We start from the raw sequence: 18,367 nt of genomic DNA, 5'->3' as shown, positions 1-18,367 counted from the left end.
CCAGCGGACGGCGCTCGCGCGGGAGCAGCAAACTGCTTGCCTGGATCGTCGCGCCAGCGCGGGGCGTATCGCAAGATTGCTGCGCTGCCCGCACGCGGCGCGCATGGCGGCTAGAATCGCTGACGCGCCGCCCATCGCGCGCGCCGGGCCTTAAAGCCTCGGCCGCGCGCGAACTCACACCGCTCACGACGACATTGCCCATGTTCCCGATACGCAAGCTTTTCGCCATCGCCGCCTGCTGCGCTGCCGCATTCGGTCTTGCCGCCTGTGCCGCCGGAAGCGGCGCGAACGCGCCGTCCGCTGCGGCAGCGTCCGTGGAGAATACGACGGCGACCACGCCGCCCGACGCCCCTACCTATGGTCCCGAGCTGCAGGGCTTCAGCTATCCGCATCCGGTGCATGACTTCAGCTTCACGTCGCAAGGTCAGACGCTGCACATGGCCTATATGGATGTGCAGCCGGTGGGCCAGACCCCACCCAACGGTCGCGTAGCAGTCCTGCTGCACGGCAAGAACTTCTGCGCCGCCACGTGGGACGAGACGATCACGCGGCTCACCAATGCCGGCTATCGCGTGATCGCGCCGGACCAGATCGGCTTTTGCAAATCGAGCAAACCCGCCGCGTACCAGTTCAGCTTCCAGCAGCTTGCGCGCAACACGCACGCGCTGCTCGAATCGCTGGGCATCACGCAAGCGACGCTTATCGGCCATTCGACCGGCGGCATGCTCGCGATCCGCTATGCATTGATGTACCCGGGCGAGACGCAGCAACTGGTGCTGGTCGACCCGATCGGGCTCGAGGACTGGAAGGCAAAGGGCGTGCCGTCGATATCGGTCGACGACTGGTATGCGCGCGAACTGAAGACGACGGCGGACAGTATCCGCCGCTACGAGCAAGCGACCTACTACGCGGGCCGGTGGCGTCCGGCGTACGAGCCGTGGGTGCAGATGCTTGCGGGCATGTATCGGGGACCAGGGAAGGCGCAGGTGGCGTGGGATTCAGCGCTGCTCTACGACATGATCTACACGCAGCCGGTGATATACGAACTCGGCCAGTTGCAGATGCCGACGCTGCTGATGATCGGCGACAAGGACACGACCGCGATCGGCAAGGACTTTTCGCCACCGGAAGTGCGCGCAAAGCTTGGTCATTACCCGGAACTCGGTAAGACGGCCGCGAAAGCGATTCCGCACGCGACGCTGGTTGAATTCCCAGAGCTTGGGCACGCGCCGCAGATTCAGGACCCGCAGGCATTTCATAAGGCGCTGCTGGACTGGTTGGCAGCGATGCCGACGAATCGCTGAACGTTCAAACGGATTTCCGGCCCGCCACCGCAACTGCCGAGGAGCGTGCTGGCGGACAGGCAGTAGCTGTCTTTTACCGGAAATCCGCGAAGCACCTGTTTTTCTGCCTGCGGCACACCTGTATTTCGCTCAAACCCTGGCCGAGTATGATCAAGGGCGATCGATCGCAAATCAGAGCGCAGTTCGGACAGCTTTTCGTCGAAATCTCTCAAATCCTTACTGGGCTAGGCTCCGAAGAGTTGCGAATAACAATGCCGAGCAAGCCCGCCGCGTTATGGGCTGATGTATCCGCGCGAGACCGAGCAACTGGTGCTCGTAAATCCGATCGGGCCCGAGGACTGGAAGGCCAAGGGCGTGCCTTCGCTTTCGGTGGACGACTGGTATGCGCGCGAGCTGAAGACGAGCGCTGACGGCATTCGCCCGCATCGAGCGTGAAGTCATTCACGTTGTCGTGATCGACAATTACCCTCACCGAGTTTTCTCCTCATTGCTTACCATCAGTTTCATTGCCATGCTCCCGTGGGTTACGCCCCATACGAGGGGCAAATTGAAAAATCCGACAGAGCATGAACTTTTGTCAAGCGTCATATACCGCACGCAGCAAAGCGGCTACATATGGCGTTCTTTTCACAAGGCAGGAGCACCTATATGGCCTCACCCCTGTATCTGTGGTTGAAAGGCGGAGACGGCACCCCGATCCGAGGTTCAAGCGAAGTGATGGGCCGTGAGGGCAGCATTGAAGTGCTAAGCGTGGTGCACGGCATGCACGCGCCAATTGATGGGAACACCGGGCGGCTGACCGGTTCCCGAGTGCATCAACCGCTTTCGATTGAAAAGGATATTGATAAGGCCACGCCTGTTCTTTATCGCGCAATCTCGCGTGGTGAGACATTTAGTGAGGCCGTGCTTAGTTGGTATCGCGTCAACGAAGCAGGCATTGAAATTTTGCTCACAAAGGGCGCGACCGCGAGAACCGCCCATCGGACTACGAGCGCACTACACAATTCCATATCGTGCTCATACTGCTCGAAGCAGTCCGCCTCCTCAGCTTCGCTCACGCCTCGCGTAGCCAGATCGGCTTCGACTGATCCTGCCGCCTCAGCCCATCCCGCTTCAATCACACCAACCGCATCAATCAGGAAGCAGCCATCTCCGAGCGCACCTCAGCGGTAATCTCAAACGAGCGCAGGCGCTTCGCGTGATCGTAAATCTGCGCGGTGACGATGAGCTCGTCCGCGCCGGTCTGCTCGATCACGGAAGCGAGCCCGGCACGCACGCTCGCGCGGTCGCCCACCACCGAGCACGCGAGCGAATGCGCGACACCCGACAGCTCGAATTCGCTCGCCGCTATCTGCGCCACCGGCGGCGGGAGCTGCCCCGGCGTGCCGCGCCGCAGATTCACGAACTGCTGCTGCAACGAGGTGAACAACAACCGCGCCTCGTCGTCGGTTTCAGCGGCGAACACGTTCACGCCCACCATCGCATGCGGTTTCGCAAGCGTGGCCGAGGGGCGGAACTGCGAGCGATAAACGCGCAGCGCGGTGAGCAGGTGATCGGGCGCGAAGTGCGAGGCGAACGCGAACGGCAGGCCCATCGCCGCGGCCAGTTGCGCACCGTAGAGGCTCGAACCGAGGATATAGATCGGCACGTGCAGCCCGGCGCCCGGCACCGCGCGCACGCGCTGGCCTTCGACGGGATCGCCGAAGAGCCGCTGCAACTCGGCGACGTCGTCGGGGAAGGCTTCGGCGCTCGCCTGCAGATCGCGGCGCAGCGCGCGCGCCGTGGTCTGGTCCGTGCCGGGCGCCCGCCCGAGTCCGAGGTCGATGCGGCCCGGATAGAGCGCCTCGAGCGTGCCGAATTGCTCGGCGATCACCAGCGGCGCGTGGTTGGGCAGCATGATGCCGCCCGAGCCCACGCGGATCGTGCGCGTGCCGCCCGCCACGTGGCCGATCACGACCGAGGTGGCGGCGCTGGCGATGCCCGTCATGTTGTGGTGCTCGGCGAGCCAGTAGCGGTGGTAGCCCCATTGCTCGGCATGCTGCGCGAGGTCGAGCGTGTTGCGCAGCGCGGCGCCGGCGTTCGAGCCGGCGGGCACCGGCGAGAGATCGAGGACGGAGAAGGGGATCATGCGGGCACTCATGGGCGGATAGTGTTCCGGGGTTCGTGAAGCGCGGCCGCGCGAGCCGGGTCCCCGAATGCACCGCGAGGGCGGCGGGGCGGCTGCAAGCCAGGCGCAAGGTGGGGGCCATTGTGCCAAAGCACTCCGGATCCTGCTGACGGCCTCCGCTAACCCATGCGCCTTACGTGGTTTCAGTTTCTCCGAAAATTATTTTTAAATTGAATCGTAATTATTCTTGTTTATACGAATTTCCATGCGCTTCCGCAAAATCCAGATTCAATCTCGTTAAAAACACTTTTCAATATTCTTACCAAATATTTCAGAAATGGATCGTATTGGAAGCTCATCGTGGACGGCGTGAAATAATTGCCGTTTTTGCAAGGATGAGAAGCATTTTTGCGAGGGTTGCGGAAGCGGCAAAGGGGCGTTGCTGCTACAATTTTCGCCTTTGAATCAGGGCGCGAGCGGTGCAATCCGTGCCTTCTATTTGAGTAACGTCTAATCAATCCGGCGATTGATTTGCGCAGCCTCAAGAAAATGCGGAGCCGTCTGCCAAGTGGTATGGCGGCAAATATGCGGCGCAGCTACGATGCGCGTGTTTTTTTGTGATATTCAGGATAGGGCAAATGGTAGCAGGCGACACGCTTGAGCTGACCAGCGCGCCGCGCGTTTGCACCGCGGCGGCATCGCGGTCCGCCGATTCCGGTTGTGGGGCCGTTGCGCGCGATGCGCGAGGCACCGCGGCATGACGGCGGCGCCAGTCTTTCTGTGGCCACCGGCATGGTGGCTCGTGATCGCGCTGTGCTGCGCGGCCACCTTCTACGCCATCAGCGCCGCGCTGACGATGCCGCGTCTCGGCTCCCTCGCCCAGGTGCGCGAGGCGGCGCGGCGCGCCCGCGCGCGCACGCCGCTAACGGTCAGCGTGCTCAAGCCGCTGTGCGGCGCCGAGCCCCGTCTCTACGAAAATCTCGCCACCTTCTGCGAGCAGCACCATCCGCGCTATCAGCTGATCTTCGGCGTGTCGTCGCCGAGGGATCCGGCCATTGCGGTCGTGAAGCGGCTGCAGGCCGCGTATCCGGGCCATGACATCGCGCTCGTGATCGACGCGCGCGTGCACGGCAGCAACCTGAAGGTCAGCAATCTCATCAACATGGCGGCGCATGCGCGCCACGATGTGCTGATCGTCGCCGACAGCGACATCGCCGTCGAGCCCGACTATCTCGAGATCGTCACCGCGCCGCTCGCCGACCCGCAAGTGGGCGTGGTCACCTGCCTGTACAGCGCGCGCAGCGTCGGCGGCTTCTGGCCGCGCGTGGGCGCGCTCTTCATCAACGAATGGTTTGCGCCTTCGGTGCGCGTCGCGCATTCCACGGGCTCGCGTGCGTTCGGCTTCGGCGCGACGCTTACGCTCTCGCGCGGCACGCTCGAGCGCATCGGCGGCTTCGAGGCGCTCAAGGACTGTCTCGCCGACGACTATCAGCTCGCCCGCTTCGCGCGCGATCACGGTCTCGCGACGGTGCTGGCGCCGGTGCTGGTCGCCACCGATGTGATCGAGCCGACCTTCCGCACGCTGTGGCTGCGCGAGACGCGCTGGCTGCGCACGATCCGCTCGGTCAATCCGGCCGGGTTCGCGTCGCTGTTCATCACGTTCACCTCGCCGTGGCTCGTGCTCGGCGCGCTCGCGCACTGGCTGCTCCTCGCGAGCGTCGGCGCGGCGGCTCCCGGCGCCGGCATGCGGGCGGCGCTGGCCGCGCTCGGGACCAGTACGGTTGGCGGTATCATCGCGCGGTTGGCGCTGCATGCGCGCAGCAGTTCGAGCCTGGCGGAGTTCTGGCGCGATTTGCCACTGGTGCCGCTGCGCGACGCGCTCCTGTTGCTGCAGTGGCTGGCCGCCGCGTTCGGCTCGCATGTCATCTGGCGCGGCGTGCGCGTACCGGTCGCCAACCCCGACAGCGTCGCTGCGGCCGAAATGAGCGGGGTGGCCAGGCTGCCGGGCGCGGGCGGCGAAGCGCGCGTGAGCGCCACGCGGCGCCGGGCGGCTGTCGAGGTATCGGAAGGCCGCTGAAGCGGCCGGGGCATCAGATCGAAGCGCCCGGGGGCTGAAACCCGGGGCGCAAAACCCATTTGTCGCGCATGAGCGCTGGCCTTAGCCGGCGCGCATGCGCAATCGTTCATTCATGACCCGCTAACAAAGAAGCGGGTTGCCGGAGCACTCATCTCATGAAAACGCTGTTTTTGCAGGCCCCGTCCTATGACGGTTTCGATGGTGGCGCAGGCTCGCGCTATCAGGCGAAGCGCGAGATCCGCTCGTTCTGGTATCCGACCTGGCTCGCACAGCCCGCGGCCCTCGTGCCGGACAGCCGCGTGCTCGATGCGCCGGCCGACGGCATCGGCGTTGAAGAAACGCTCAAGATCGCGATGGACTACGACCTTGTGATCATCCACACGAGCACGCCGTCGTTTCCGACCGACGCGCTCTTCGCGCAGGACCTCAAGAAGCGCAAGCCGTCGCTGATCGTCGGCATGGTGGGTGCGAAGGTGATGGTCGATCCGCACAACTCGCTCACGGCGACCGAAGCCATCGACTTCGTCTGCCGCGAGGAATTCGACTTCACCTGCAAGGAAATCGCCGAAGGCAAGCCGTTCGCCGAGATCAAGGGCTTGAGCTGGCGCGCGAAGGACGGCTCGATCGAGCACAACGAAGCGCGTCCGATCCTCGAGAACATGGACGAGCTGCCGTTCGTCGCGCCCATCTACAAGCGCGATTTGAAGATCGACAACTACTTCATCGGCTATCTGAACTACCCGTACGTGTCGATCTACACGGGCCGCGGCTGCAAGTCGCGCTGCACGTTCTGCCTGTGGCCGCAGACGGTCAGCGGCCACCGCTACCGCACGCGCTCGGTCGAGAACGTGATCGCCGAAGCGAAGTGGATTCGCGACAACATGCCGGAAGTCAAGGAGCTGATGTTCGACGACGACACCTTCACCGACGACCTGCCGCGCGCCGAAGCCATCGCGATCGGCCTCGGCAAGCTCGGCATGACGTGGTCGTGCAACGCGAAGGCGAACGTGCCGTACAAGACGCTCAAGGTCATGAAGGAAAACGGCCTGCGCCTGCTGCTCGTCGGCTTCGAATCGGGCGACGACCAGATCCTCGTGAACATCAAGAAGGGCGTGCGCACGGACTTTGCGCGCCGCTTCAGCGCCGATTGCAAGAAGCTCGGCATCAAGATTCACGGCACCTTCATTCTCGGCCTGCCCGGCGAGACGCCGGAAACGATCAAGAAGACCATCGAGTACGCGAAGGAAATCAATCCGCACACGATCCAGGTCTCGCTCGCCGCGCCGTATCCGGGCACGACGCTCTACAAGCAGGCCGTCGAAAACGGCTGGATGGAAGAGAACAAGACCATCAACCTGGTGAGCAAGGAAGGCGTGCAGCTCGCGGCGATCGGCTATCCGCATCTGTCGCGCGACGAGATCTATCACCATCTCGAGCAGTTCTATCGCCAGTTCTATTTCCGTCCGTCGAAGATCTGGGAAATCGTGCGCGAAATGCTCACGAGCTGGGACATGATGAAGCGCCGTCTGCGCGAAGGCGTGGAGTTCTTCCGCTTCCTGCGCGCCCACGAGGCATGATGGATGCGCCGCAGCGCGCGGACGCTGCCCCAGACGCCGGGAAAGCCGCGCGCGGAGCGGGCGATGGCTGCGCGCTGATTTTCACGGCCGACGACTTCGGCTTGCACGAGCGGGTCAACGCGGCGGTCGAGCGCGCGCATCGCGACGGTGTGCTCAACGCCGCGAGCCTGATGGTTGCGGCGCCTGCCGCCGCGGACGCGGTGGCGCGCGCGCGGCGACTGCCGGACCTGCGCGTGGGGCTGCATCTGGTGCTCGCCGACGGCGCGGCGATGCTGCCGCGCACGCAGATTCCGGCGTTGGTGGACGCCGATGGCCGCTTCGGCGACAACATGGTCCGCGACGGCATTCGCTTCTTCTTCCTGCCGCACGTGCGCGCCCAGCTCGCGCGCGAGATCCGCGCGCAGTTCGAGGCGTTCGCGGCGACCGGGCTCGCGCTCGATCACGTGAACACGCACAAGCATTTCCATCTGCATCCCACGGTGCTGTCGCTGATCCTCTCGATTGGCCGCGAGTACGGCTTGCGTGCGATGCGCCTGCCGCTGGAGGCCGGTGCGCCGTTTGCGCTCAAGCCCTGGCTCGCGCTTGTGCGCGCGCGTCTTTCGCGTGCGGGCGTTGCGCATAACGATTACGTCGTGGGTATCGCCAGGACCGGCGCGATGGACGAAGCGGTGCTGCTCGAAGCGCTCGCGCATCTGCCGCCGCAGGGCGTCGGCGAGATCTACTGCCATCCGGCCGAAGCGCCGGCGGCGGGCGAGGGGCCGATCACGGCGTCGATGCACGCGTATCGCCATGCCGACGAACTCGGCGCGCTGATTTCGCCGCGCGTGGCCGAGGCGCTCAAGCGCTCGGGCGTGCGCCACGGCGGCTTCACCGATGTGTTTTTTGGTGGGCACCCCGGTGAACCGGTGGCGGCAAACTCCCCCGCACCGGGCGACACACGCGCGCTCCCCCGCGAGACACAGGCATCATCATGAAGTGGCTTCAATGGCTGGGCTTGCCGGTCGGGATCGCGATCCTGATCGGCCTGGCCGTGCACGACGGTGCGCGCGACGTGGTGCGCGTGATCGGCACGGCGGGTCCGGTGCTCCTCTGGCTCGTGCCGTTCCACGCGTTGCCGCTGCTGCTCGATGCGCACGCGTGGCGCCTCCTGCTCGACAAGCGCGCGCCGCTCAGTTTCCTCTGGTGGGTCGCGACCGTGCGCGAGGCCGTCAACCGTCTGCTGCCCGTGGTGGGCGTGGGCGGCGAGATCGTCGGCGTGCGGCTCGCGCGCTGGAAGCTGCGCGGCGCCGGCGACGCAAGCCAGGTCACGGCCTCGGTGATCGTCGAGGTATTCGTGACGATTGCCGTGCAGTACGCGTTCTCGGCGCTCGGCGTCGTGCTGATCGTGGCCGCGACGGGCGACGGCGGGTCGCTGCGCACCATCGTCACGATCGCGCTCGCGCTGGTATTGACGGCGCCGCTGCCCGTGCTCGCGGTCTTCCTGCTGCGTCGCGGCGGGGTGTTCCATGCGATCGAGCGCTGGGCCGCGCGCCTTTTCGGCACGGACAATTCGCTCATGATGGGTCTCGACGGCCAGCAGCTCGACGCCGATCTCGACCGCCTCATGTCGCGCACCGGCCTGATGTTCCGCGCGTTCTTCTGGCAGCTCGGCGGCTACATGCTCGGCGCCTTCGAGACGTGGTGGGCGCTCGCGCTGCTCGGTCATCCGGTCACGGTGGGCGAGGCGCTCGCGATCGAAGCCATCACCCAGGCCGTGCGCCACGCGGCCTTCATGGTGCCGGCGGGTCTCGGCGTCCAGGAAGTCGCGGTGGTGCTGCTCGCGCAGTTGTTCGGCGTGAGCCCGGAGGTGGCGTTCTCGCTCGCGCTCGTCAAGCGCATGCGCGAGGTGGTGTTCGGCGTGCTCGCGCTGCTTTCCTGGCAGGCCGCCGAGATCGTGCGCACGCGCCGCTCGGCGCGCGACGGCAGGCAGGCGGCGGCCGCCCACGAAGCGTTGCCGGCCGCCGTGGCCCGCGCTCGCGTGGCGCGCGCGCCGCATCGGGAGCCGGCGGCACGCCACGACGAGCCGCATTGACGGTACATTGTGGGATGTAAGCGCATGCTGAGCCGCTGGCCCGGCGTGCGCGGGAAGCGTCGCTTCGCCGGTGTCGTCGTGACGCCTCGCGATGCGCAGCCACTGTCCAGCCAGGCTATGTCGCCCACTTTTTCATTCACGCGCTCGCTTGCCGTGGCGTGCGCCGCACTGGCGGCGCTCACGCTTTCGGGTTGCGACGACCGCCAGATCGACTCCATGCTCGACGCCCTCCGGCAGACGCTCAAGGCCTTCTTCGACTCGGTGAAACCCGACACGCTCCTGCTCAAGGGCCTGACGCCCGGCGTCTCGACGCTCGACCAGGTGCGCGAGCAGATGGGCAAGCCCGAGACCGAGCGCGTATTCGACGACGGCTCGCGGCGGCTCGAATATCCGCGCGGCCCGCAGGGGCTCAAGACCTACATGGTCGACATCGGACCCAACGGGCGGCTCGTGGCGATCACCCAGGTGCTCACCGCCGAGAACTTCGCGAAGGTGCGCATCGGCGAGAGCCAGGACGACGTGCGGCGCCTGCTCGGCAAGCCGGGCCAGGTGGCCGCGTACCGGCTCAAGCAGGAAACGGTGTGGAGCTGGAAGTGGCTCGAAGGGGGCGTCACGCCGGAAGCGTATTTCAATGTGCACTTCGGGCCGGACGGCCGGGTTTCGACGACCTCGCGCTCCGACGTGATTCGCGGGCATTAGGGCATCGGGTACTTGATATCGGGCGTGCAAGTACGGGACGAAATGATGAACAAATTCGTGGGAATAACGGGCGAACGCGGGAGGTGCGCATGATGATGCATCGTCGGCGTCCGCCGCGCGTGGGACTCGTGCTCGGTGGCGGGGCGGCGCGCGGCTGGGCGCATATCGGCGCCATACGCGCGCTCGAGGAAGCGGGCATCAAGCCCGACGTGGTGTGCGGCACCTCGATCGGCGCGCTGGTGGGCGCCGTCTACGCGAACGGCGATCTCGACTGGCTCGAGGAATGGGTCGGCAAGCTCACGTGGCAGACGGTGGTGCGGCTGCTCGACTTGCGCTTTTCCGGCGGGCTGCTGGGCGGACGCAAGGTGATCGACCTGTTCGCGAAGCAGTTCAACGGGTGCGCGATCGACGAACTCGCGATGCCGTTCACGGCCGTGGCCACCGAGCTCGACACGGGCCGCGAAGTCTGGTTGCGCGAGGGCGGCGTGGTGGACGCGGTGCGCGCGTCGATTGCGATTCCGGGCCTGTTCACGCCGATCTGGCACGACGGCGTCTGGCTCGTCGACGGCGGGCTCAGCAATCCGGTGCCGGTCTCGGCCGCGCGCGCGATGCGCGCCGACACGGTGATCGCCATCGACCTCAATCACGACATCCTCAATGGCCGCGACCTGGGCGGCGCAATCGATACCGTGCCGCGCGAAACGCCGGCCGAGGTTGCGGCTGCGGCGCGGGATCTGGCTGCTGGCGCGGAGCCGGAACTGCCGCTAGATGCGCAGTTGGACGGGCAGTTGGACGTACAGGCCGATTTGCCTGTAGATGCACAGGCCGATGCGGGGTCAACGCCGCCCGCGCCGCTGCTGCGCCGCAACGGCAAGCCGTTTCCGCGCTGGCTGCAGCCCTCGGGGCCGGGCACGCTGGGCGGCCCGGACGTGCGCGTGGCGCCGCGGCCCAACGCGCGCGTGCCTTCGTTGCTGAGCTCGATTGCCCAGAGCATCGACATCATGCAGGTGCGCATCACGCGCAGCCGGCTGGCGGGCGAGCCGGCCGACGTGCTGATCCAGCCGCGCCTGGGCGGCATGGGGATCTTCGACTTTCATCGCGCCGAGCCGGCCATCGCAGAAGGACGCGCGGCCGTGCAGTACATGCTGCCCGCGATCAAGGCGCAGTTGGGGTTGGAGTAGGGGGCTACGGACTGGATCCTCCGCCTCCAGTTTTCGGCTCGTGGGGCACGCCGAAATCGATGAGCGGGTGTTGTTCCCGCCTTCCCGCACGCAACTGCTGCAAATACCTTGTGCGCGAGAAGGCGCGGATCGACGTATGAGGCAGGACTGTGATGGCTCTGTCTTCGACATCCACTTCGATAGTTTGTCCTTCCGTTATGCGCAGTCTGGCGGCCATGTCCGCCGGAATGCGCACCGCCAGGCTGTTTCCCCAACGTCTCAGAGTCTGGATTGTCATGGTCGGCCTCTCTTTCAGCTCGCAAACGGCTGCCTCGCCGAGCATGGTCGCTCATCTCAGCACGTATAGACAATTTTGAAACATGATCTTGTCTCTCGCGGAACGGCTTGCCGGCGCAGCGTTTCCTTCGTCCTCAAAACCCATCCGCGAGCCACACCCATCCCTGCGTTGTCCGTCGCAGCACCGTCACCGAAAGCGGCGCGATCTCCACGCGCCGGAACGATGCCGAAGGCGCGTCCAGCGCATGCAGGACCGCCGCGCGGATCACCGGCGCATGCGTGAACGCCACCACGGTTTTCTCCGCCTCGGGCAGCGCGTCGAGCCACGCCGCCACGCGTGAGCGCACGCCATCGAACGACTCGCCGCCGCCGGGCGGCCTGAAGGCCGGATCGCGCGTCCAGGCCGCAAGCGCCTCGGGCGCTTCGCGCGCGACATCGGCGAGGCGCCGGCCTTGCCATGCGCCGTAGGCGGCGTCGGTGAGCGCATCGGCGCGCTCGGGGACGAAGCCGGCCGCCTGTGCGCTCGCGCGGGCGATGGCGGCGGGGCTCGTCAAAGCGCGTAGCGCTGCAGCGTCGGCGCTCACTAGCAGCGTCTGCCAGCGCGCGCGCCACGCGTCGATCGCTTCGCCCGCGCGCGCATCGAGCGTGTGTTCTTCTTCGTTGTCGTCCGCGTCCGGTGCGCGAGGAAACGTCCCCGCCCGCAACGCGGCATCGGCTGCATGACACACCAGCCAGATTGTCGTTCCCGGCATCGGCCAGTTCCCCCCGCCCATCGTTCATGGCGCTCACATCGTTCGTTTACATCCGCCTTGTTCCTGCCTTGCATTCGGCCCACGCAAGGCCGGCTCAGCGCGTAGAATACAGGCTCCCCCGACACGCGGAAGCCGGTGCAACTCCGGCACGGTCGCGCCACTGTAACCGCTCGCCTTCGAAACGCCGAACGCCGATGTTTCGAAGCCACGGAAGCCAGACCCGTGTGTCATGTATCGGGACCCACCAGCTAGCTATACCAGCTATCCATCCAGCGACTAACGGGGCGCGTAACCCCAGGAGAAGTCATCATGTCCGAAGCCGCATTCCGTCCGGCGCACGTGCCGGCCGCTACGCCCGTACCCATCCCCCTGCGCGAGATCCTGCCCTGGGCCGTCTTCGTCGGCCTCATGCTGTTGCTGGCGCTCTACTTCGTCGGCGCCGAGCAGGGCGCGACGTCGATCTTCCCGGGCATGTACGTCCACGAATTCGTTCACGACGGCCGCCATCTGCTCGGCTTTCCGTGCCACTGACCGGGAGCTGACATGGTAGGCAAGCTGTTGATACGCGGCATGCTCGCAGGCATCGCCGCGGGGTTGCTCACGTTCTCGTTCGCCAGGGTGGTGGGCGAGCCGCAGGTCGATCAGGCCATCTCGTTCGAGGAAAAAGCCGATGCCGCCAAGGGCGAGGCGCCCGAGCCGGAAATCGTGAGCCGCGCGACCCAGGCGAGCTACGGGCTCTTCACGGGCGTGATGGTCTATGGCGCGTCGATCGGCGGGATCTTCGCGCTCGTGTTCGCGTATGCGCGCGGACGCACGGGCCCGATCCCGGCACGCGCGCTCTCCGTGTGGCTCGCGCTGGCGGCCTTCGTCGCGTTCTACATGGTGCCGAACATCAAATATCCGGCCAACCCGCCGTCGGTCGGCGACCCCGACACCATCGGCATGCGCACCGGGCTGTTCTTCCTGATGATCGCGATCTCCGTTGCCGTCTCGGTGTTCTCGCTCAAGGTGCGCGCCGCGCTCGTGCCGCGCCACGGCGTCTGGAACGCGTCGATCGTCGCGCTCGTGCTGTTCGTGGTCGTTATCGGCGCGATCCAGCTCGCGCTGCCGACGATCAACGAAGTGCCCGCCGCGTTTCCGGCCGTGCTGCTGTGGAAGTTCCGCACGGTTTCGATCGGTATGCAGGCGATCCTCTGGACCACCATCGGCCTGTTGTTCGGCGCGCTGGTCGAGCGCCTGGAAGGCGCGAGCGCGGCTTCGCGCAGGCTGGCGGCGCGCGGCGCGTAAGCCTCGCGCGCGCCGGTCGTCCGGGAAGACGCCTCACGCAAGGGTCCGCCGCTTCTATCGAAAAAGCGACCCGAAACTTGTGAAAACGCCACGCTTGGCCGGCCGTTGTTATTTCGGCTTTCAAATTCATCGCGCCCCTGACGGCGCGGGCCAAAACGCCGGCCAGATGGGCGATGCGCGCGCATGTTGCATTGCAGCACGAGCGGCGTGCGCGTTTGAGCATTCCATTTTGCGCTGCGACCATCCGCGCACCTCTTCCAAACGGCGCCCGCGGCATTGCCCGGCGCGTCGATAACCTGTTCACGGAGACGCGCGTGATGCTCTACGGCTTTGGCCCGGTGCTGCTCGCCGGCACGATCCAGACGATCGAACTTTCGCTGCTCTCGCTCGGCGTGGCCGTGCTGCTCGGCCTCGTGGGGGCGGCGGCGAAGCTCTCGTTCAACCGTCCGCTCGCAGCCTGCGCGACGGCCTACACCACGTTGATCCGCTCGGTGCCCGATCTCGTGCTGATGCTGCTGCTGTTCTACAGCATCCAGATCGGCGTGAACGAGGCCACCGACGCGCTCGGCATGGCGCAGATCGACATCGACCCGTTCGTGGCGGGCGTACTCACGCTCGGCTTCATCTACGGCGCGTACTTCACGGAGACCTTCCGCGGCGCGTTTCTCTCCGTGCCGCGCGGCCAGCTCGAAGCGGGCCACGCCTACGGCATGAGCGGCGCGCGCGTGTTCGCGCGCATCCTGTTTCCGCAGATGATGCGCTTTGCGCTGCCCGGCATCGGCAATAACTGGCAGGTGCTCGTGAAGGCGACGGCGCTGGTCTCGATCATCGGGCTCGCCGACGTCGTGAAGGCCGCGCAGGACGCGGGCCGCAGCACCTTCAACCTGTTCTTCTTCCTGCTGGTCGCGGCGCTCATCTATCTCGCGATCACCACCATTTCGAACTTCGCGCTGATCTGGCTCGAACGCCGCTATTCCGTGGGCGTGCGCCACGCGCAACTGTGACACCGGGGAAAGCGAACCGATGAACGACATCCTCCATCAATTCGGCCAGGCCTTCCTCTACTGGGACGGCGAGCATGTTTCCGGCCTTGCCATGACGCTATGGCTGCTCGTGATCTCCGTGGCGTTCGGCTTCGTTTGCGCGGTGCCGCTCGCGGTCGCGCGCGTCTCGAGCCGGCGCTGGCTCTCGCTGCCGGTGCGCTTCTACACCTACGTGTTTCGCGGCACGCCGCTCTACGTGCAGTTGCTGCTGATCTACACGGGCGTGTACAGTCTCGCCTTCATTCGCTCGGAGCCGCTCCTCGACGCGTTCTTCCGCAGCGGCCTGAACTGCGCGATTCTCGCGTTCGCGCTCAACACCTGCGCCTATACGACCGAGATTTTCGCGGGCGCGATCCGCGCGACCTCGCACGGCGAAGTGGAAGCGGCGCGCGCCTACGGCATGAGCCCGTTCACGATGTACTGGCGCGTCGTCCTGCCTTCGGCGCTGCGCCGCGCACTGCCGCTGTACAGTAACGAAGTGATCCTGATGCTGCACGCGACCACGGTGGCGTTCACGGCGACGGTGCCCGACATCCTCAAGGTCGCGCGCGACGCCAACTCGGCCACGTACCGCTCGTTCGAGTCGTTCGGGCTCGCGGCGCTGATCTACTGTGCGGTATCGTTCGTGCTGGTGGCCGCGTTCCGCCGCGCGGAGAAGCGCTGGCTCGGCCATCTCGCCGTGCGTACGCGATAATTTTTGGGAGACCATCTTGGCTCAGACGATGCAAACGACCTCGCGTGCGACGCAAACCTCGCAATCGGACAGCAAGCTGATTGCGCGCGACATCCACAAGCGCTATGGCGACAACGAGGTGCTCAAGGGCGTTTCGCTCGACGCGAAGAAGGGCGACGTGATCAGCATCATCGGCGCGAGCGGCTCGGGCAAGAGCACGTTCCTGCGCTGCATCAATTTCCTCGAGAAGCCGAACGCGGGCGAGATCGTGGTGGACGGCGAAGCCGTGCGCACCAAGGCGGGCCGCAACGGCGACCTCGAAGTGGCCGATCACAAGCAGCTCCAGCGCATCCGCACCAAGCTCGCGATGGTGTTCCAGCACTTCAATTTGTGGTCGCACATGAACGTGCTCGAGAACGTGATCGAGGCGCCCATTCACGTGCTCGGCCTGCCGCGCAAGGAAGCCGAGGAGCGCGCGCGCGGCTATCTGGAGAAGGTCGGTCTCGCGCCGCGCGTGGAGAAGCAGTATCCCTCGCATCTCTCGGGCGGCCAGCAGCAGCGCGTGGCGATCGCGCGCGCGCTCGCGATGAACCCCGACGTGATGCTGTTCGACGAGCCCACTTCCGCGCTCGACCCCGAGCTCGTGGGCGAAGTGCTCAAAGTGATGCAAAGGCTCGCGGAGGAAGGCCGCACGATGATCGTCGTCACACACGAAATGGGTTTCGCGCGCAACGTTTCGAATCATGTGATGTTCCTGCACCAGGGCCGCACCGAGGAAGAGGGCGCGCCCGCCGACGTGCTCGGCAACCCGAAGAGCGAGCGGCTGCGCCAGTTCCTCTCGGGCAGCCTCAAGTAAGCGGGCGCCTGACGTGTCGGTGTCGCGCACGACCCAGGTCGCGATCGTCGCGTTGCCGCCGGTCTCGATGTCGGGCGTGGGGCCCATCGTCGACGCCCTGAACCTCGCCAACGAGATCGACGGGCGCGCGCTCTACCGCTGGCAGATGTGCTCGTGGAACGGCCGGCCCGTGCCGCTCGCGGGCGGCGCGCAATGGCCCGCCGACTGCGCGTTCGGCGACGCTCTCGCGTGCGACTGGCTCATCGTCGTGGCCGAGCGCTACCAGCAGTTCGCCGACTATCGCCTGTTTCTCGCGAGCCTCGCGCGCGTTGGGCAGCGCACGCCGCTCGTGACCGGCATCCACCACGGCATCTGGTGGCTCGCGATGGCGGGCCAGTTGCAGGGCTATCGCGTCGCCGTGAACTGGGAGACCTATCAGCAGTTCTCCGAGCAGTTCGAGCGCACCATCGTCACCCAGCACATCTACGAGATCGACCGCGATCGCGCGACCTGCGCGGGCGGCCAGGCCACGCTCGACTTCATGCTCGCGATGATCGGCCGCGAGCACGGCCCCGAGCTCGTGGACCGTATCGCCGACGCGATGGGCGCGAGCACGCTGCGCAGCGGCGACGAGCGCCAGCGCATTCCGTTCGTGACCGCGCCCGGCGAGCGCCATCCGCGCCTGAACGACGCGCTCATGCTGATGGAGGCGAACATCGAGGACCCGCTCACGACCGACGAGATCGCCGGCCACGTGGGGGTTTCGCGCCGTCAACTGGAGCGCCTGTTCAGGCAGTACCTGAACGCGATGCCCTCGAAGTACTACCTGGGCCTGCGTCTTGCGAAAGCCCGTTCGCAGTTGCAGCGCACCAGCAAGTCGGTGGTGCAGATCAGCCTCGCGTGCGGGTTTTCGTCGGCGGCGCATTTTTCCAACGCGTATCGCGAGCGCTTTGGCGTGACGCCGCGCGAGGACCGCCGCAACTGGATCGAGCGGCAGCACGGCGGCGCGCCGGGCGGCGTGCAGGAGCCACGCGCGGGCGCGCTCGTGGAGCCGCCCGAGCGCGATTGAGTACAACTGAGAGCGCCCGTATTCAGGCTCCGACGAAAAAACACGTCGCGGTTACGCAAGACGATTACCGCACGGTTGCCTACACTGCTTCTGTTAATGAGGCAAAGGGCGCTGCATCGCAGCAGACGATTGCCGCCCCTCGTCACAGAGCAGCCACAAACCAGCCAGAACCCACATTGAGCCCAAGAGGATTCGCCATGAACGACCAGACCGTGAGCCGCAAGACCTTCGACGAAGTGATGGTGCCGTGCTTTTCTCCCGCGCCGTTCGTCCCCGACCGTGGCGAAGGCTCGCGCGTCTGGGACACCGAGGGCCGCGACTATATCGACTTCGCATGCGGCATCGCCGTGACGTCGCTCGGCCACGCCAATCCCGAACTGCTGCGCGTGCTGCACGAGCAGGGCGGCAAGCTCTGGCACATCGGCAACGGCTACACCAACGAGCCGGTGCTGCGCCTCGCGAAGAAGCTCGAAGCGCTCACCTTCGCCGAGCGCGCGTTCTTCGCGAACTCGGGCGCCGAAGCCAACGAGGCCGCGCTCAAGCTCGCGCGCCGCGTGGCGTTCGACCGTCACGGCGAGCAGAAGGCTGAAATCGTTTCCTTCACGCAGTCGTTCCATGGCCGCACCTTCTTTACGGTGAGCGTGGGCGGTCAGCCCAAGTATTCGGAAGGCTTCGGCCCGGTGCCCGCCGGCATCGTGCACCTGCCGTACAACGACATCGAGGCTGCGAAGCGCGCGATCGGCGCGCAGACCTGCGCCGTGATCGTCGAGCCCGTGCAGGGCGAGGGCGGCGTGATTCCCGCCGATCCGGCCTTCCTGAAAGCGCTGCGCGAGGCCTGCGACGCGCACAACGCGCTCCTGATTTTCGACGAAGTGCAAACGGGCGTGGGCCGCACCGGCACCTTCTACGCGTATGAGGGCACGGGCGTGACGCCCGACATCCTCACCACGGCCAAGGCGCTCGGCAACGGCTTCCCGATCGGCGCGATGCTCACGACCGAGGCCATCGCGGCGCACTTCAAGGTGGGCGTGCACGGCACGACCTACGGCGGCAATCCGCTCGGCGCGGCGATCGCGGACAAGGTGGTCGAGCTCGTGAGCGATCCGGCGCTGCTCGCCGGCGTGCGTGCGCGCGGCGAGGCGATCCGCGCGAAGCTTGCGCAGCTCAACGAGCGCTTCGACGTGTTCAAGGAAGTGCGCGGCAAGGGCCTTTTGATCGGCGCCGAGCTGAACGCGCGCTTCGCGGGCCGCGCGAAGGACTTCAACGCGGCGGCCGCGAACCGCGGCGTGATGATGCTGATCGCCGGCCCCGACGTGCTGCGCTTCGCGCCGTCGCTCATCATTCCCGAAGCGGACCTCAACGAGGGCTTCGCGCGCCTCGAAAAGGCCTTTGAAGATGTGATCGGCGCGCGCTGAA

At 66.1% G+C, this 18,367-nt stretch carries 19 protein-coding genes, 1 pseudogene and 1 riboswitch; of the genes and pseudogenes, 16 read left to right on the top strand and 4 right to left on the bottom strand.

Features of this window, described 5'->3' with window-relative positions; translation table 11 throughout:
* The first annotated feature begins 200 nt into the window (after nt 1-200).
* The gene (locus U5775_RS08575; RefSeq protein ID WP_322057679.1) at nt 201-1,304 is read left to right on the top strand and encodes an alpha/beta hydrolase; all 1,104 of its coding nucleotides are present in this window, start codon (nt 201-203) and stop codon (nt 1,302-1,304) included.
* On the opposite strand, the gene U5775_RS08570 is transcribed toward U5775_RS08575, so the two are convergent.
* Nucleotides 1,256-1,516, bottom strand: coding sequence for a hypothetical protein (locus tag U5775_RS08570; RefSeq protein ID WP_322057678.1), 261 nt, complete (start codon nt 1,514-1,516; stop codon nt 1,256-1,258). The two genes, U5775_RS08575 and U5775_RS08570, sit on opposite strands and share 49 nt — an antisense overlap.
* A 58-nt stretch (nt 1,517-1,574) precedes the next feature.
* Between U5775_RS08570 and U5775_RS08565 the strand changes: the two are divergent.
* Nucleotides 1,575-1,724: pseudogene (locus U5775_RS08565) on the top strand (alpha/beta hydrolase); the annotation flags it as partial.
* 195 nt (nt 1,725-1,919) lie between these two features.
* On the top strand, nt 1,920-2,477 hold the full coding sequence (locus U5775_RS08560) for a type VI secretion system tube protein Hcp (protein ID WP_322057677.1): 558 nt from the start codon (nt 1,920-1,922) through the stop codon (nt 2,475-2,477).
* Here the strand turns inward: U5775_RS08560 and U5775_RS08555 are convergent.
* Nucleotides 2,440-3,501: an LLM class flavin-dependent oxidoreductase gene (locus U5775_RS08555; RefSeq protein ID WP_415913541.1), complete on the bottom strand. Its 1,062-nt coding sequence runs from the start codon at nt 3,499-3,501 to the stop codon at nt 2,440-2,442. The genes U5775_RS08560 and U5775_RS08555 overlap by 38 nt on opposite strands.
* Nucleotides 3,502-4,168: 667 nt before the next feature.
* Here U5775_RS08555 and hpnI point away from each other — a divergent pair.
* The 6 genes from hpnI (at nt 4,169) to U5775_RS08525 (ending at nt 11,016) form a co-directional block, all read left to right on the top strand.
* A complete protein-coding gene (hpnI, locus tag U5775_RS08550; protein WP_322057675.1) occupies nt 4,169-5,488 on the top strand; it encodes a bacteriohopanetetrol glucosamine biosynthesis glycosyltransferase HpnI in 1,320 nt (439 codons plus the stop codon).
* A gap of 155 nt (nt 5,489-5,643) precedes the next feature.
* Nucleotides 5,644-7,065, top strand: coding sequence for a hopanoid biosynthesis associated radical SAM protein HpnJ (gene hpnJ / locus U5775_RS08545; RefSeq protein WP_322057674.1), 1,422 nt, complete (start codon nt 5,644-5,646; stop codon nt 7,063-7,065).
* On the top strand, nt 7,062-8,039 hold the full coding sequence (hpnK, locus tag U5775_RS08540; protein WP_322057673.1) for a hopanoid biosynthesis-associated protein HpnK: 978 nt from the start codon (nt 7,062-7,064) through the stop codon (nt 8,037-8,039). The genes hpnJ and hpnK overlap by 4 nt, the downstream gene beginning before the upstream one ends.
* Nucleotides 8,033-9,136 (top strand): lysylphosphatidylglycerol synthase domain-containing protein, encoded by a 1,104-nt coding sequence (locus tag U5775_RS08535; RefSeq protein ID WP_322057713.1) that lies wholly within the window; start codon nt 8,033-8,035, stop codon nt 9,134-9,136. The genes hpnK and U5775_RS08535 overlap by 7 nt, the downstream gene beginning before the upstream one ends.
* Before the next feature lie 117 nt (nt 9,137-9,253).
* On the top strand, nt 9,254-9,835 hold the full coding sequence (locus tag U5775_RS08530) for a hypothetical protein (protein ID WP_322057712.1): 582 nt from the start codon (nt 9,254-9,256) through the stop codon (nt 9,833-9,835).
* Nucleotides 9,836-9,927: 92 nt separating this feature from the next.
* A complete protein-coding gene (locus tag U5775_RS08525) occupies nt 9,928-11,016 on the top strand; it encodes a patatin-like phospholipase family protein (protein WP_322057711.1) in 1,089 nt (362 codons plus the stop codon).
* 4 nt (nt 11,017-11,020) lie between these two features.
* Here U5775_RS08525 and U5775_RS08520 read toward each other — a convergent pair whose 3' ends face one another.
* Nucleotides 11,021-11,338, bottom strand: coding sequence for an AbrB/MazE/SpoVT family DNA-binding domain-containing protein (locus U5775_RS08520; protein ID WP_322057672.1), 318 nt, complete (start codon nt 11,336-11,338; stop codon nt 11,021-11,023).
* 88 nt (nt 11,339-11,426) lie between these two features.
* On the bottom strand, nt 11,427-12,044 hold the full coding sequence (locus tag U5775_RS08515) for a histidine phosphatase family protein (RefSeq protein WP_322057671.1): 618 nt from the start codon (nt 12,042-12,044) through the stop codon (nt 11,427-11,429).
* 127 nt (nt 12,045-12,171) lie between these two features.
* Nucleotides 12,172-12,264: riboswitch (cobalamin riboswitch) on the top strand.
* Nucleotides 12,265-12,353: 89 nt separating this feature from the next.
* Here U5775_RS08515 and U5775_RS08510 point away from each other — a divergent pair.
* The 7 genes from U5775_RS08510 to U5775_RS08480 all read left to right on the top strand — a co-directional run bounded on the left by U5775_RS08510 (nt 12,354) and on the right by U5775_RS08480 (nt 18,366).
* Nucleotides 12,354-12,575 carry a CbtB domain-containing protein gene (locus tag U5775_RS08510; RefSeq protein ID WP_322057670.1) on the top strand — a complete coding sequence of 74 codons (222 nt, stop codon included), beginning with the start codon at nt 12,354-12,356 and terminating at the stop codon, nt 12,573-12,575.
* A gap of 12 nt (nt 12,576-12,587) precedes the next feature.
* Complete coding sequence (locus U5775_RS08505; protein ID WP_322057669.1) at nt 12,588-13,331, top strand: CbtA family protein; 744 nt, start codon at nt 12,588-12,590, stop codon at nt 13,329-13,331.
* A 314-nt stretch (nt 13,332-13,645) separates the two neighbouring features.
* On the top strand, nt 13,646-14,335 hold the full coding sequence (locus U5775_RS08500) for a histidine ABC transporter permease HisQ (RefSeq protein ID WP_322057668.1): 690 nt from the start codon (nt 13,646-13,648) through the stop codon (nt 14,333-14,335).
* A 19-nt stretch (nt 14,336-14,354) separates the two neighbouring features.
* Nucleotides 14,355-15,068, top strand: a complete 714-nt coding sequence (locus U5775_RS08495) for an ABC transporter permease (RefSeq protein ID WP_322057667.1) — start codon at nt 14,355-14,357, stop codon at nt 15,066-15,068.
* A 28-nt stretch (nt 15,069-15,096) separates the two neighbouring features.
* Nucleotides 15,097-15,903 (top strand): ABC transporter ATP-binding protein, encoded by an 807-nt coding sequence (locus U5775_RS08490; RefSeq protein ID WP_322057710.1) that lies wholly within the window; start codon nt 15,097-15,099, stop codon nt 15,901-15,903.
* Between the two features lie 67 nt (nt 15,904-15,970).
* The gene (locus U5775_RS08485; protein ID WP_322057709.1) at nt 15,971-16,951 is read left to right on the top strand and encodes a GlxA family transcriptional regulator; all 981 of its coding nucleotides are present in this window, start codon (nt 15,971-15,973) and stop codon (nt 16,949-16,951) included.
* Between the two features lie 197 nt (nt 16,952-17,148).
* On the top strand, nt 17,149-18,366 hold the full coding sequence (locus U5775_RS08480; protein ID WP_322057666.1) for an aspartate aminotransferase family protein: 1,218 nt from the start codon (nt 17,149-17,151) through the stop codon (nt 18,364-18,366).
* Nucleotide 18,367 lies beyond the last annotated feature (1 nt).

The organism is Paraburkholderia sp. J63 (assembly GCF_905220245.1).
In the GTDB taxonomy this organism is placed as follows: Bacteria; Pseudomonadota; Gammaproteobacteria; order Burkholderiales; family Burkholderiaceae; genus Paraburkholderia.
The sequence above is the reverse complement of the archived record's forward strand: the minus strand, read 5'-3'. Positions and strand labels throughout refer to the sequence as shown.